The sequence below is a fragment of the Caballeronia sp. genome, from assembly GCF_028292365.1.
In the GTDB taxonomy this organism is placed as follows: Bacteria; Pseudomonadota; Gammaproteobacteria; order Burkholderiales; family Burkholderiaceae; genus Caballeronia.
Window position 1 is genome coordinate 1 of the sequence record NZ_JAQGMM010000452.1, and the last position, 13,648, is coordinate 13,648.

The following is a 13,648-nucleotide window of genomic DNA, read 5'->3' on the forward strand; positions in this document are numbered from 1 at the left end:
GAAGATCTCGCGACGCACTTGAGCTTCCCCGGCAATCGCCCGACAACCACGATCATTCTCGACGCGCTCACGCCGGAAACGCTTGGTGCTGTGATCGCGCTGTACGAACACAAGGTGCTGGTCCAGGGCGCGGTCTGGGACATCAACTCGTTCGATCAGTGGGGCGTGGAGCTGGGCAAGATTCTCGGCAAGGTAGTGGAAGCCGATATCACCAGCGAGAAGGCCGATCCCGCCAAGCATGACTCGTCGACATCGGCGTTGATCGCGCGTGCGCAGGCTGCGTTGAAGGGGCTATAGGGGTTTTATGACGATGCCTTGCGTCTTCATCAATGGAAGACGCAAGGCACTCCGGTCTAAACGCTCAGCCCATTCACCAGCCGCCCTGCTTCTATCGTCACCGTGGCGTCGCATCGCTCGGCCAGTTCGGCATCGTGCGTGACGAGGATCAACGTTGCACCGTTACGCCGGTTCATCTCGAACATCAGGTCGATGATCGCGTACCCCGTCGCCGCATCAAGACTGCCGGTGGGTTCATCGGCGAACAGCACGGCCGGATGCGTGACAAACGCGCGCGCAAGCGCTACGCGTTGTTGCTCGCCACCGGATAACAGCTTGGGATAATGTGCGGTCCGCTTACCGAGGCCAACCTGTTCGAGCAGGTCCCGTGCACGCGTCGCGATCTCCTTGTGCGGCACATCGCCGCGCAATTCCAGAGGCAACATCACGTTCTCGAGAGCGGTCAGGTGCGGCATCAACTGGAACGACTGGAAGACGAATCCCACCGAGCCGCTGCGCAATGCCGCGCGTTCGTCTTCGTTCAGCGTGCCCAGGTCGCGCCCGAGCAAGCGAACCGTGCCTGCCGTCGCGCTGTCCAATCCCGCAAGCAGACCGAGCAACGTGGATTTGCCGGACCCCGATGCGCCGACTATGGCGACACTGCTGCCCTTTTCGATCGACAGGTCGATCTGATCGAGGATGATCAATTCGCCCGTCGCGTCCTTCACCCGCTTGCTTAAACCCCGTACTTCTATGACTGGTTCGATATTGTTTTGCATGGAGAGACTTAAGGTGAACTGGACAACGCGCGCCACGCTGGCATGGGTTGCATTGATCGCATGCATGGGCGTTACGCCCGCTTATGCGGCGCAAGACGCGACTGCGGCCAAGGCTGCAGCTACGGTCACAACAGGTACGACGCCCACAGCCGGCAAACCGACGATCGTGGTCCTCGGCGACAGCATTTCCGCCGAATACGGCCTGCCGCGCGATACAGGCTGGGTCGCGTTGCTGCGCTCGAAGCTTCCCCAGGAGCACTTCGATTATAGCGTCGCCAATTCAAGCATCAGCGGCGACACCACCAGCGGCGGCCTCGCCCGCCTGCCCGCCGCGCTCAACCGCATCAGGCCGAGCATTGTGATTGTTGAACTCGGCGCCAACGACGCGTTGCGCGGCGTGCCGCTTGCGACCACCGAGGCGAACCTGCGGAGCATCATCGAGAAATCGCAGGCCGCCAACGCGAAAGTTTTACTCGTCGGGATGTATGTTCCGCCTAACTATGGCCCGGACTATTCGCAAAAGTTTCACGGGGTCTACGAACAATTGTCGAAAGAAAAACGTGTGCCGCTCGTCCCGTTCTTGTTGGCTGGCATGGAAAACAAGCCCGAGATGTTTCAGGCGGACCAGATTCATCCGACCCCTCAGGCCCAGCCTTTGCTATTGAACAACGTCTGGCCAGTTTTAAGACCTTTGCTGGGCGCGCCATCGAAATGACTGGGGGAGATAACTGATGATTGAACCGATTCATCTCCAGATCCCCGCTTGAACCCTGTCAGCGCGTCGCCCGGTTGGCTTTTAGCCATGCGCGGAATACGGCCACGATTCAGTACTCAAGATTTTCGCGTAACCCTGAAAAACCCCGGCTCCGTTTGTGAGCGCATTGAAAGGAGGTAACGTGAAATATTTACCAATTCTCGCCATGACCGTCGCGATCTCGGCTTGCGCCGCTCCGTCCCCTAACGTCAGTCAGGTGGGCACGAGCCAGCAACCTCCGAAGGTCGTCGCACAATGTATCGCGCAGAAATGGGCCGATAAATCACAGCAACAAGTGGTGTCTCAGGACACGCTCGCGAACGACATGGCAGCCAATGTCTACGTTCCGGGTCAGCAACCGCCGGACGGCGCGGCCGCCATCGTTCGTCCCAACTATGCGGGTTCGGGTACATGGGTCGGTTTCCGCGCTGCGGGCTCGGCCGGCAGCGATGCCACCGGCGACATCCAGACATGCCTTTGACCTCTGTGTACGTCTTGTAACGCTTCCATCGGGCGTCTTCTTCTCAGGCTCTCCTCAGACTCTCAGAAAAAGCATGAAGCCCGATGTGAAAAAGCCCCGCCGGTTTGTGCCAGCGGGGCTTTTTATCGTGCGAGTCAAATTTAGCGACTCAGACCACCAGGATCATTGCGACTGATCAGACGTGGTGGGCACGTTCGTGATCTTCACCTTCGAGCGCGCCCTCAACGAATCGAGGTACGACTCCATCTCGGCTTGCGCGTAGACCTGAGCGACTTGTTGCTGCGCGCCGGTCAGTCGGTCCGCGGTCACCGGATCAGGCTTCTCGATAGCGTCCACGCGATAGATAGCGTATCCGTCCGCGCCGAGATCAACGCCAACATACGACGGCAACTTCGACGAATCCGCCTTGAAGATGGCGGCGAGCGCGGCGGGCGGCAGGCCCTGCGCGTCGTTACGCGATACCTTCGATACCGACGAAAAACCTGCAGTCGAGTTCGACTTCTGCAACTCGGCCAGCTTGGCTATGCCATCTTTACGGGCGGCTTGGGCCGCTTCTTCCGCGATGACCTTCGTGCGCACTGCGTCCTTGATGGTGTCGAGTGCGGGCACGGCCGCCGCTTTATAGTCCGTCACACGGCCGGCGATCAGCGTGCTGTTGCCAATGTCGATAGCCTGCGTGTTGTTGTGCTGCTTCACGGCGTCCGGTGCGAATATGGCTGCGAGGAACTTGGCATTGTTCAGCGGGCTGTCAGCGGGCAGCTTTGGATCAGGCTTTGATCCAACCGTCGCCGTCTGGATTTGCAGCTTGTATTTGTCGGCGGCAGGTTGCAGCGACTTCGACTGTTCGTACACCGTCGAGGTGAAGCCTTCCGCGTTGTCAGCGAGGTTCTTTGCCGCTTGCTGCGCGACGACTTCCTTCGTGATCTGGTCCTTCACTTCGTCGAACGACTGCGTGACGGACGGCTTCACGTCGGTTGCCTCGAGAATGTGATAACCGAAATCCGTCTGCACGATGCCGCTGGTTTCGCCCTTCTTCAGGCCGAACGCAGCGTCGTCGAAGGCCTGGCCGCCTGCAATCATGCCGCGGCTGAAATACCCCAGGTCGCCACCCTTTGACGCCGATCCCGGATCCTGCGAATTCTTCTCAGCAATCTGCGCGAACTGGTCCGGATGTGCCTTGACCTGCGCGAGCAGCGTTTCGGCTTGTTGCCTGGCCTTCGCTTTGTCTGCAGCGCTTGCGTCTTTCGGCGCAGTGATCAGGATGTGGCTCACGCGCACTTGCGCCTGCGTCTTGAAGCGCGCGATGTTGTCGTCGTAGTACTTCTTGAGGTCCGCGTCAGACGGCTTGACCGCCGCCGACAACGTGGCCGGCGACATCACCAGGTACTGGATGGTCGCGGACGCGGGCGTAGCGAACTCAGCACTGTGCGCGTCGTAATACGACTTCACTTGTGCGTCGGTGGGCTGAATTTTCGCGGTGTAATCAACGGTGCGGAATGCGAGACCTTGAACGTCGCGACGTTGTTCGGCGATCTCGGTCAGCGTTTGGGCCAGGGTCTTCGACGTGAACGCCGTGGACTGGATACTCGCCGGAATCTGATCCGCGGCGAGGCCATAACGCACGCGCTCGTCGTACTGCTCAGGCGTCATGCCTTGCATCGCGAGCAATTGCTTGTACTGGTCCACGTCGATGGAACCATCCGGCTTGCGCAGTGAAGCGATGGTCGGATCGGCCAGCAATGCGCGACGTACGGCTGCGTCGGAGGCGGTCAGGTGGAGGCGCTGGGTTTCGTCGGCGAGCACGCGCTGTTGCACGAGGCTGTCGATCAGCGACGCGCGCATTTCCGGCGTTTCGAACATCTTTGGGTCGAACTGAGCGCCGAGCATTTGCCGCGCGCGATCGACTTGCTGGCGCATCGCGCCGTCGTACTCGACCCGCGTGATCTTGTGGCCGTTGACACTGGCGACGTTGGCGTTTTCGTCGAAGAAACTGCTGAAGCCCTGGATACCCACAATTCCCAATCCTGGCACGACAATCAGGATCAACAGGGCCATCATCAGGCGTTGGTGATTACGGAAAAAGTCGAGCATGCGTGACGATTCTGCCTAATACGAAACGCCCGATGTTACAGCAGCGGGCAATAAAAAAGGCGAACCGGAGTTCGCCCTTCTCGAGAATGCTGGCGGAGTGGACGGGACTCGAACCCGCGACCCCCGGCGTGACAGGCCGGTATTCTAACCAACTGAACTACCACTCCTTTTTTACATCTTTTGCAACGATCGAGACTTGAGCAGCGCAGCCGATTATTCCACCAATAATTTCAACCATTTGCACAAAACTGCCGGCTATGTATCGACTAACTACCGGCCGACACAACTGGAAAGCGGCGCACCGGAAGGTTTGATCAACATCCTGCCAGCCTTGCTCCACAACCGTTTGCTCGATCGGGGACGAAGTATACAACGAAAAGTCAGACGATGCGGAATTTTATCACGCTAGCGTCCTCCCACTCCCTGCGACGCAGCGACATCGAGTGGCTGGGCACCCGGAATCCGAAGCGGCTCGATCTTGCCCACGATCACGAGATAACTGAACGCGCCGAGGAAACAGAAACCGCCCGCGACAATCAACGGAATGGTGAACGACCCTTTGGTGAGGGCAAGCATCAGGCCGGTGAACGTGGTGATCACAATGCCCGCAAGGTTCGATGCAAAGTTCTGGATCCCGCTGATCGACGCCACGTAGTCCGGGGTCGGCGCCACGTCGCCCGGCAGCGACCAGATGCTTGCAGCCGCGAACGCAAGGCTGCCATAAGCGATTCCAAACGATGCGAGCATCACATAGATGCTGGTCGTGAACGCCGACAGCGTGATGATCGACGAAAGCAGCATGCCGCCGACCATACAGGTCTTGCGCGACTTCGTCAGGCTCCAGCCGCGCTTATAGAGTGCATCCGAAACGATGCCGCCGAGCCAGCCGCCGGGAATCGAAATGAGCGCGGGAATCATGCCGAGCGTGCCGAGCGACTTGAGCGAAAAACCGCGCGTCTGCACGAGATAACTCGGGAACCACGTGATGAAAAAGTAGATCACGAAGTTCAGGCAGAAGAAGCCGAGCATCATGCCCCACAGCGTGCGATGCCTGAAGAGCGAGGCCCACGTGACGTTCTGGTCAGAAGTTTTGTCGCGCGGCACAGGCGCTGCGTTTTCTTCGCCGGTCAGATCGCCACGCGACGGATTGCGGTAGAGCACGAACCAGCCAAGCACCCACAGCAGGCCGACCGCGCCCGTTGCGACAAACGACGCTTCCCAGCCGAAACCGCTGATGATCAGCGCGACAATCGGGATGGAGAGTGCGGAGCCGACCCGCGAGCCGCTATCGAAGATACTGGTCGCGAACGCCCGCTGCGCCGGCTTGAACCATTGCGCGACGAGCTTCGCACACGCCGGATAAGCGCCGGCCTCGCCCACGCCGAGCATCAGGCGGCAGCCGAACATGCCTGCCACGCTCGAGGTCGCCGCCGTGAGGGCGGTGAATATGGACCACCAACCGACTGCAAGCGGCAAGGCGATGCGCGCGCCGACCTTATCGACGAACCAGCCGAACGGCATTTGCATCAGCGCGTAGGTCCAGAAGAAGCCGCTCATCACGAGGCCCATTTGCGCCGGGCCGATGTTGAGCGCCTTCTGTATCTGAGGGGCGGCAACTGCAAGGTTCGCGCGATCGACGTAGTTGATCGCGATTGCCAGGAAGCATAGAAATATGACCATCCAACGCATCTTGCGCATACTGTGTCTCCTCCGGTACGGCACGTTTTTTATCTACGATGCTCGGGTTCAAGCGATGCTGCGAGCGAGCGCAGCATCGGCCCGGTCAAGCGTGGGACGTGTGCTCGTGCTCGCCGGGGCGTTACATGCTACTCGCTAAATGCGGATGTCTGCACGGACGGAGTTATGGGTCAGGGTGTTCCCTGACCCGCGCACAAAGGCTTACAACAAGAAAGATTTCCCGCGTGGCGATGGCTTGACACGGCTATCCGTGGCCACAAGACTAATGCGCGTCGACAACATTTCAACGCAATCTCTGCCCCCTCAAGAGCCCTTGCATATCTCATGAAGCGCATTGAGCCTACGCACTGGATCGGCCACGTACGGATTCGATTCATCCCACGCGTAGCCCGCCAGCACTGCGCTGATAAAACGTGCGATATGCGGTGTTTTATGCGGATAAAAGATGATGTCCTGCAACTCCCCCGTGTACCACCGCTCGACAAATGCACGGAAGGTATCAATACCTTTTCGTAGCGGCACGTCGTACTCTGCCTGCCAGTCGAGCCCTTCGCCATTTAACTGCCGCTCGAGCGTTTGCACCGCCAGATGCGCGGAGCGCAGCGCGATCGTCACGCCCGATGAAAACACTGGATCGAGGAACTCGCCCGCGTTACCGAGCAGTGCGTAACCCGGACCATGCAGCCGCTCGACGTTCGCCGAATAACCGCCGATATGCCGCACCGGCATCAGGAACGGCGCCTCGCCAATGAGCGCGTCAAGTGTTGGCTCCTGCTGGATCAGCGCGCGCAGCTTTGCATCGCGCTCGCTCTCGGGACACTCCAGGAAACTTGCCTCGGCTACGCACCCGACCGACGAGCGTCCGCCTGCCAGCGGAATCATCCAGAACCAGACATTGCGATGCTCCGGATGCGTCGCGACGCAGATCTTGTTCCGGTCTGTCACGCCAGCCGGGATGTCGTCGCGCACATGCGTAAAGATGGCCGCACGCGTGGGCATCCGCGTGGGCGCTTCGAGATTCAGGAGACGCGGCAATACGCGGCCGAAGCCGCTTGCATCGAGTACAAAACGGGCTTGCACCTGGTATGCAACCCCGGCTTCATCGACCACGTCCAGCACGGGCGCAGTGCCGGTTTGCATCGCCTGCACGGTGTGGCCGAAACGCACTTCGGCACCCTGGTTCGCGGCGCACCGGATCAGCAGGTCGTCGAATACCGCGCGTTCGACCTGGTACGTCGTGCCCCATCCGGGCGTGTGTTTATCGCGGAAATCGAAGGACGACGACTGGTCGCGATAAATAAAATGCGCACCGTTCTTGTACTGGAACCCGGCCTCGACCACGGCCTGCAGCATGCCGGCCTCTTCAAGGTATGCCATGCTTTGCGGCAACAGGCTCTCGCCAACCGAAAAGCGCGGAAAATGCTGGCGCTCGAGCACGAGCACCGAACGGCCCGCTTTTCGCAGCAGCGCGGCAGCGACCGCCCCCGAGGGGCCTGCGCCGATGATGGCTACATCGACAGTCGTGTCTTGCTTCGAAGAATCAGTATTCAAGGGTGCCTCGCTTAAAAGACATGGAGCCGCCTGTGGAGTCTCGTGCGTCGCACGTCATGCAGATCATCTGCGTGGATCAACTTGCACGCTCTTGCTTCTATGCGCGCCATGCTTGCCAGTACAATGACGTGCGCCCTGTTTGCATCCTTTCCTATCCTTTGTTGCCGGAGAGAAATTCGTGTCGTCATCCGAAACATCCAGCGTTGCCTTCGTGCCGGAGACGGCCTTCGGATTGTGGTTTCTTCGCACCGCCACGTGGGAACATCACGTGCTGCGCGTGGCAATCAACGATCTCAAGCGCCTGGTCGATACCCCCCTGCCCGCGGCGCCTGTGATCGTCGATGCAGGCTGCGGCCAAGGTCAATCGTTCCGGCTGCTCGGCAACGCGTTCAGGCCCGGCCGGATCATCGGAGTCGACTTCCATGAGCCTTCGCTCGTGGAAGCCCGGAGTGCAGCGCAGGCTTGCTCGCAAGAAGACGGCTGGGCGAGCGAGATCGAGTTGCTTCACGGCGATTGCGCACGCCTGTCTTTGCCCGATGCGAGCGCTGACATAGTGTTCTGCCATCAGACCTTTCATCATCTCGTGGATCAAGGGCGCTCCCTCGCTGAATTTCGCCGGGTGTTGAAACCCGGCGGGGTCCTGCTGTTCGCTGAATCCACCGACGCGTATATCAAGTCGTGGGTGATTCGCTTGCTGTTCCGCCATCCCATGCACGTGCAAAAAAGCGCCGACGGTTACCTCGATATGATCCGCAATGCCGGCTTTGCATTCGGTCCGCAAAACGTTTCCATGCCCTACTTGTGGTGGAGTCGTGCTGCGGACTTCGGACTCCTTGAACGGCTTGGGTTGCATCGGCCGCTACCGGGCAAGCGTCGTGAAACGCTGGTCAATGTGGCTGCGATCAAGGCCGATTGAATCCACGCTTATTCCACGTTATTGCGCGTTATTGCCCGTCAAGCACAACAACATCGCCACGCACCCGCAAGGCCGCCGCGCTGGGGCTCACACCGCATGTGAACTCCGTAGCCGACGCCGATTCAGTGCTGTGAAAACTCGTCCCGACGTTGATAACGGCATTCGCATGACGATCCCGGGCAGTTGCGCGCAACTTCTCCAGCGCTGCGGCGAGCGCGCGGTTGCATGCCGCATCCTGACCATCGGTCTCACGCGCAATACGCACCGACACAGTGCTTGGTCCTTGCTGACTCTGCACGGCAGGATGATCCTGCGAGCCGAAATACAACGCAACCTGCGCGCCCGGCGCTGACTGAGCAACCACCGGCGCAAGCGGCAACGACTTCACCTGCGTTGCACATCCGGACAATGCCGCTACGACCACCATCAGCCCACCAAACGCAAACTTGCTCTTCATCGTCTTTCCCCGGATAGTTGTTGTTACGGTCATTGTGTTAAATGCAGTCATTACGGTCAGTGGAACACTTCAAGCGCCCTTCCAAGCATCGAAGATGAGGCTCGCGCAACTGCCGCCGAACCCGAATGAAATCGACATCGCGGTGTCTATCTTCATGGGCCGCGACGTGCGCACGAGCGGCATGCCTTTCACGCGAGGATCGAGTGTTTCGATCGGTCCCGTTCCGGCGACAAAACCATCGCGCATCATCAGCATGGCGTAGATCGCTTCGTGTACGCCGCAGGCTCCAAGCGGGTGCCCGGACAATCCCTTTGTTGAGGAAAACAACGGGATGTCATCGCCAAATACATCGCACAACGCGCGCAGTTCTTCGACGTCGCCAAGCGGCGTGGAGGGTGCGTGGGTGTTGATATACGACGGACGTGTACCCGCTTCATCGAGTGCACCACGCATGGCGCGCGCGATGCCCGGTGCGTGCGGGCTCACCATGCCCGCACCGTCCGTGCAGTGGCCAAAGCCCGTCAGTTCGGCATGAATACGTGCGCCTCGCGACAACGCGTGATCCAGCGACTCAAGCACCAGAATGCCACCGCCGGACGCGATCACAAAACCATCGCGCGCGCTGTCATAGGGACGCGATGCATGTTCCGGCATGTCGTTAAAACGCCTCGACAACGCGCCCATTGAGTCGAACATCAGCGTCATGTTGTCGTGCAGACCTTCGCTGCCGCCCGCAAGTACGATCTGCTGGCGGCCGGTCTGGATCAGTTGCATGGCCTGGCCGATCGCGAGAGCTGACGTGGTGCAGGCTGAAGACGGCGAATAGGTCATGCCTTCCAGCCCAAACACTTGAGCCACGTTCGCCGATGTGGTGCTGCCCATCACCTGCGGGACTGTATATGGCGGCACTTTCTCGATACCGCGCGCATGTGCAATCGCCATTGCTGCGTCGTACGTTGCGATCGTGCCGGTGCCCGAGCCGATCACCGCGCCGGCTTGCGGCGAGCGCAGCAGGGAGGGATCGAGGCTAGCATCGTGCACAGCTTTGCGCGCCGCATGACACGCAAAACGCGCCGTATCGCCCATGAAACGTTCGAGCTTGCGATTGAACGGTTGCTCGCCTGCGATCGACGCTACGCCGGCCACCTGACTTCCCAGACCGCGTTCACGCCAGGCATCGACACCCGTAATACCGCTTCGGCCCGCGTGCAAGGCAGCGGAGACTTCGTCAAGTGTATTACCCAGGCACGACACAATCCCCATGCCCGTCACGACCACGCGTGACAGGCCACGGGGCGTCGACGAGTGACTCCCACTCCTCCCACTCATGGCACGCGCCTGAAAATCAGCGACGTATTGATGCCGCCGAATGCGAAGTTGTTACTCATGACGTATTCGGCATCGATGGTACGGCCGCTATTTACAATGTAGTCCAGCGGCGCGCAAGCCGGATCAACCTGGGTCAGGTTGAGCGTTGGCGCGTACCAGTTGCGCTTCATCATCTCGATGGTCCACCACGCCTCCAGCGCACCACACGCGCCCAGCGTGTGGCCAACATAACTCTTCAGCGAACTGATCGGCACACGCGCACCGAAGGTCTGCGCCGTCGCGTGACTTTCCGCTACATCGCCGCGATCCGTCGACGTGCCATGCGCGTTGACGTAAGCAATGGCTTCAGCCGGAAGGTGTGCGTCGCGCAGCGCGAGCTGCATGGCGAAGGCCATGGTCTCGGCCGATGGCTGCGTCATGTGCGCACCGTCCGAGTTGCAGCCAAAGCCTACTATCTCCGCATGAATCCGCGCCCCGCGTGCAACCGCGTGTTCATACTCTTCGAGCACCAGGGTCGCCGCGCCTTCACCGACCACGAGACCATCGCGGGCGACATCGAAGGGACGCGGCGTGAGATGCGGTTCGTCATTGCGCGTGCTCGTGGCATAGAGCGTGTCGAACACCGCGACGGCTGGCCCGGACAATTCTTCCGCGCCGCCGGCGAGCATCAGCGTCTGCTTGCCGGCTGCGATCATCTCGTAGGCGTAGCCAATCGCCTGGCTGCCCGATGCACACGCGCAGGACGTTGGCACAATGCGCCCCTTCAGGTCCCAGAACAGGCTCACGTTGACGGCCGTGGTATGCGGCATCATCTGCACGTAGCTATTCGAGGTCACGTCACTCATCGAACCGGTTTCGATCATCTTGCCGAATGCGCGAATCGGCTGGACCGATCCGGACGACGATCCGTAGGCCACGCCCATGCGGCCGTCCTTGATCGAGAGGTCATCGGCGAGACCCGCATCGGCTAGCGCCAGTTCGCTCGCGCGCACCGAATAGAGGGACACGGGTCCCATTGAACGCGTTTTCTTGCGCGGATAATGCGCCGGCGTGGCGAAGGCAGGCAAGGGGCACGCGAGCCGCGTGTGCAGCAGCTCGAAGTAGTCCCACTCGGGCATCCGGCGCACGGCGTTGCGGCCGCTTCTCAAGTTGGCTTCAATCTCGTCCCAGGTGTCGCCGAACGCCGTGACGCCACCCATGCCGGTAATGACTACGCGCTTCATCAGATCATCCCGCCATTGACGCCGATCACCTGCCGCGTGATGTACGAGGCCGCATCCGACATGAGAAAACTCACTACCGAAGCGACTTCCGCCGGTTGCCCGACGCGGTTCATCGGCACTGTCTTCAATGCCTGTTCGAGCGGTACACCTTCAAGCATGCCGGTGTCGATCAATCCAGGGGCCACACAGTTGACGGTGATGTTGCGCGTTGCCAGTTCGACGGCAAGCGCCTTCGTGGCGCCGATCAGTCCGGCCTTCGCCGCGCTGTAGTTGACCTGGCCACGATTGCCCATCACACCCGAGACCGAGGCGATAGTCACGATGCGACCGCCCTGCTTCGCGCGCACGAGCGGCATGGTCAGCGGATGCACGACGTTATAAAAAGAGTCGAGACCGGTTTCGATCACGATGTCCCAGTCCTCTTCGGTAAGCGCCGGGAACGCCGCGTCACGCGTCACGCCCGCGCAACAGACGATGCCGTAATACGCACCATGACTAGCCACGTCTGCTTCGAGCACTTCGCGGCATGCGGCGCGGTCGCGTACATCGAATTGCAGCACCCGCGCCGTGCCGCCCTGCGCGGCAATACCGGTCGCGACGGCTTCCGCTTCAGTGCGTCCGCTGCGGCAATGCACGGAGACTGTGAAGCCGTCTGCCGCGAGTTGATACGCTATCGCGCGGCCGATGCCACGGCTTGCGCCCGTTACAAGTACACGCCGGCTCATGATCCAAAACTCCCAACGATAAACGACTGAAAGTCAGCCGGTTGATACACCTTGATGACTGCCTCGGCGCAGCAGACGCTGCAGTGATTCTGGTCGTGATGGATCGAGCATTCGTACGCGCCGTGGCCTTCTTCACCACGCAGCAGTTCTTTTGCTTCGATGCGCAAGCGGGCATCACGCGCGAATACCGGTACATGTGCCTCGTATCGGCGCGATCCGAGCAGGACGCCGGGACGTGCCCGACCGCCTGCGCGCATCGCGAGCAGAGCGACATGCGCGGCAATGGCCTGCGCCATCAGTTCGATGCCGAACCACGCCGGCATCGCACCGTCTTCGTCGGTGTACCAGGCATCCGCGTGCACGCTTGCGTAAGCCGTCACCGTTTCGTCCGTGCAGGCGCTGACGCCGTCGAGCAACAACATAGTGCCCCGGTGCGGCAAGATGGTTTCAATAGAGCCAAAGCTGTCGTTATTCATAGAGATCGTCACAGTCATCACCGGCCGAGGATCAGGCTGACGTTGCTGCCGCCGAACGCAAACGAATTGCTCATCACGTATTGCGCGCTCGCCGTACGCGACAGATGACGCTCGTTGTCGACGAGATCAAGCGGTGGCAACGCCGGGTCGGCTTCGCCGTCCCACAGATGACGCGGCAAAGCGACATCGTCGCGTGCAAGCGTGAGCCACGCGAAGCCCAGTTCGGTCGCGCCCGCGGCGCCAAGTTGATGCCCGGTCAGCGGTTTGGTGCCGCTCGCCGCGACGCCGTGCGGGAACACCCGCGCCATCAAATGCGCTTCCATGTCGTCGTTCTTGCGTGTCGCCGTTGCATGGAGGTTCACATAACCGATATCAGCCGGCACAAGACCGGCATGCGCCAATGCGGCGCGTAATGCGATTTCACCGCCCGCGCCGTGTGGATCGGGTGCGGAAATGTGATGCGCATCGCTTGATTCGCCCACGCCCGCGAGTACGACCAAGCCTTCATCGCGGCTCATCAGGAACACAGCCGCGCCCTCGCCCACGTTGATCCCGCAGCGATTGCGGCTCATCGGATTGGAGCGCGTCGAACTGGTCGATTCGAGCGACGCGAAGCCCTGCACAGTCAGTTCGCATAACGAATCGACGCCACCGACCACGACCGCATCGCACAAGTGCAACTGGAGCAACCGACGCGCCGAAACGAACACCTTTGCGCTCGATGTGCACGCGGTCGAGATCGTGAATGCCGGGCCGTGGAGGTCGAGCGCTGCGGCGGCGAATGGCGCCACCGTGCCAATTTCGACCTGCCGGTAGTCGAAGCTCACCGGCAATTTGCCTGCTTGCGCCTGATACACGAACGCAGCCTCGGCCGCTTCAATTCCCGATGTGC

Annotated in this window: 13 protein-coding genes, 1 tRNA gene and 1 pseudogene; 4 read left to right on the forward strand and 11 right to left on the reverse strand. The window is 60.6% G+C overall.

Annotated features, from left to right (window positions below; genetic code table 11):
• A pseudogene (locus JWR14_RS26640) lies at positions 1 to 297 on the forward strand (glucose-6-phosphate isomerase); the annotation flags it as partial.
• Positions 298 to 353: 56 nt separating this feature from the next.
• Here JWR14_RS26640 and JWR14_RS26645 read toward each other — a convergent pair.
• Complete coding sequence (locus JWR14_RS26645; protein ID WP_299714572.1) at positions 354 to 1,055, reverse strand: ABC transporter ATP-binding protein; 702 nt, start codon at positions 1,053 to 1,055, stop codon at positions 354 to 356.
• Here JWR14_RS26645 and JWR14_RS26650 point away from each other — a divergent pair.
• Positions 1,030 to 1,770 carry an arylesterase gene (locus JWR14_RS26650; RefSeq protein ID WP_299714575.1) on the forward strand — a complete coding sequence of 247 codons (741 nt, stop codon included), beginning with the start codon at positions 1,030 to 1,032 and terminating at the stop codon, positions 1,768 to 1,770. The genes JWR14_RS26645 and JWR14_RS26650 overlap by 26 nt on opposite strands.
• 181 nt (positions 1,771 to 1,951) lie before the next feature.
• On the forward strand, positions 1,952 to 2,290 hold the full coding sequence (locus JWR14_RS26655; RefSeq protein ID WP_299714578.1) for a hypothetical protein: 339 nt from the start codon (positions 1,952 to 1,954) through the stop codon (positions 2,288 to 2,290).
• A gap of 162 nt (positions 2,291 to 2,452) precedes the next feature.
• Here JWR14_RS26655 and JWR14_RS26660 read toward each other — a convergent pair whose 3' ends face one another.
• From JWR14_RS26660 to JWR14_RS26675, 4 genes are all read right to left on the reverse strand, one after another.
• A complete protein-coding gene (locus JWR14_RS26660; RefSeq protein ID WP_299714581.1) occupies positions 2,453 to 4,381 on the reverse strand; it encodes a SurA N-terminal domain-containing protein in 1,929 nt (642 codons plus the stop codon).
• A 90-nt stretch (positions 4,382 to 4,471) separates the two neighbouring features.
• A tRNA-Asp gene (locus JWR14_RS26665) sits at positions 4,472 to 4,548 on the reverse strand.
• 238 nt (positions 4,549 to 4,786) lie between these two features.
• Positions 4,787 to 6,079: an MFS transporter gene (locus tag JWR14_RS26670; protein WP_299714584.1), complete on the reverse strand. Its 1,293-nt coding sequence runs from the start codon at positions 6,077 to 6,079 to the stop codon at positions 4,787 to 4,789.
• Between the two features lie 303 nt (positions 6,080 to 6,382).
• Entirely contained in the window at positions 6,383 to 7,630 is a 1,248-nt protein-coding gene (locus tag JWR14_RS26675) for an NAD(P)/FAD-dependent oxidoreductase (RefSeq protein ID WP_299714587.1), read from the reverse strand.
• Between the two features lie 178 nt (positions 7,631 to 7,808).
• On the opposite strand from JWR14_RS26675, the gene JWR14_RS26680 reads away from it, so the two are divergent.
• A complete protein-coding gene (locus tag JWR14_RS26680) occupies positions 7,809 to 8,546 on the forward strand; it encodes a class I SAM-dependent methyltransferase (protein ID WP_299714590.1) in 738 nt (245 codons plus the stop codon).
• Positions 8,547 to 8,574: 28 nt separating this feature from the next.
• On the opposite strand, the gene JWR14_RS26685 is transcribed toward JWR14_RS26680, so the two are convergent.
• From JWR14_RS26685 to JWR14_RS26710, 6 genes are all read right to left on the reverse strand, one after another.
• On the reverse strand, positions 8,575 to 9,003 hold the full coding sequence (locus JWR14_RS26685; protein WP_299714593.1) for a signal peptidase: 429 nt from the start codon (positions 9,001 to 9,003) through the stop codon (positions 8,575 to 8,577).
• Positions 9,004 to 9,072: 69 nt separating this feature from the next.
• Entirely contained in the window at positions 9,073 to 10,332 is a 1,260-nt protein-coding gene (locus JWR14_RS26690; RefSeq protein WP_299714596.1) for a beta-ketoacyl synthase N-terminal-like domain-containing protein, read from the reverse strand.
• Positions 10,329 to 11,555 (reverse strand): beta-ketoacyl-ACP synthase, encoded by a 1,227-nt coding sequence (locus JWR14_RS26695; RefSeq protein ID WP_299714599.1) that lies wholly within the window; start codon positions 11,553 to 11,555, stop codon positions 10,329 to 10,331. The genes JWR14_RS26690 and JWR14_RS26695 overlap by 4 nt, the downstream gene beginning before the upstream one ends.
• Positions 11,555 to 12,280, reverse strand: coding sequence for a 3-ketoacyl-ACP reductase FabG2 (locus JWR14_RS26700; protein WP_299714603.1), 726 nt, complete (start codon positions 12,278 to 12,280; stop codon positions 11,555 to 11,557). Before JWR14_RS26700 ends, JWR14_RS26695 begins: the two co-directional genes overlap by 1 nt.
• Positions 12,277 to 12,756, reverse strand: coding sequence for a hotdog family protein (locus JWR14_RS26705; RefSeq protein WP_299714606.1), 480 nt, complete (start codon positions 12,754 to 12,756; stop codon positions 12,277 to 12,279). Before JWR14_RS26705 ends, JWR14_RS26700 begins: the two co-directional genes overlap by 4 nt.
• Positions 12,757 to 12,773: 17 nt before the next feature.
• Positions 12,774 to 13,648: beta-ketoacyl-ACP synthase (locus tag JWR14_RS26710; RefSeq protein ID WP_299714609.1), on the reverse strand; the 875-nt coding region annotated here is incomplete at its 5' end.

Coding starts and splice junctions, on each gene's coding strand:
- JWR14_RS26650 (WP_299714575.1), top strand. CDS start 1,030: ATGACTGGTTCGATATTGTTTTGCATGGAGAGACTTAAGGTGAACTGG.
- JWR14_RS26645 (WP_299714572.1), bottom strand. CDS start 1,055: ATGCAAAACAATATCGAACCAGTCATAGAAGTACGGGGTTTAAGCAAG.
- JWR14_RS26660 (WP_299714581.1), bottom strand. CDS start 4,381: ATGCTCGACTTTTTCCGTAATCACCAACGCCTGATGATGGCCCTGTTG.
- JWR14_RS26670 (WP_299714584.1), bottom strand. CDS start 6,079: ATGCGCAAGATGCGTTGGATGGTCATATTTCTATGCTTCCTGGCAATC.
- JWR14_RS26685 (WP_299714593.1), bottom strand. CDS start 9,003: ATGAAGAGCAAGTTTGCGTTTGGTGGGCTGATGGTGGTCGTAGCGGCA.
- JWR14_RS26690 (WP_299714596.1), bottom strand. CDS start 10,332: ATGAGTGGGAGGAGTGGGAGTCACTCGTCGACGCCCCGTGGCCTGTCA.
- JWR14_RS26695 (WP_299714599.1), bottom strand. CDS start 11,555: ATGAAGCGCGTAGTCATTACCGGCATGGGTGGCGTCACGGCGTTCGGC.
- JWR14_RS26700 (WP_299714603.1), bottom strand. CDS start 12,280: ATGAGCCGGCGTGTACTTGTAACGGGCGCAAGCCGTGGCATCGGCCGC.
- JWR14_RS26705 (WP_299714606.1), bottom strand. CDS start 12,756: ATGAATAACGACAGCTTTGGCTCTATTGAAACCATCTTGCCGCACCGG.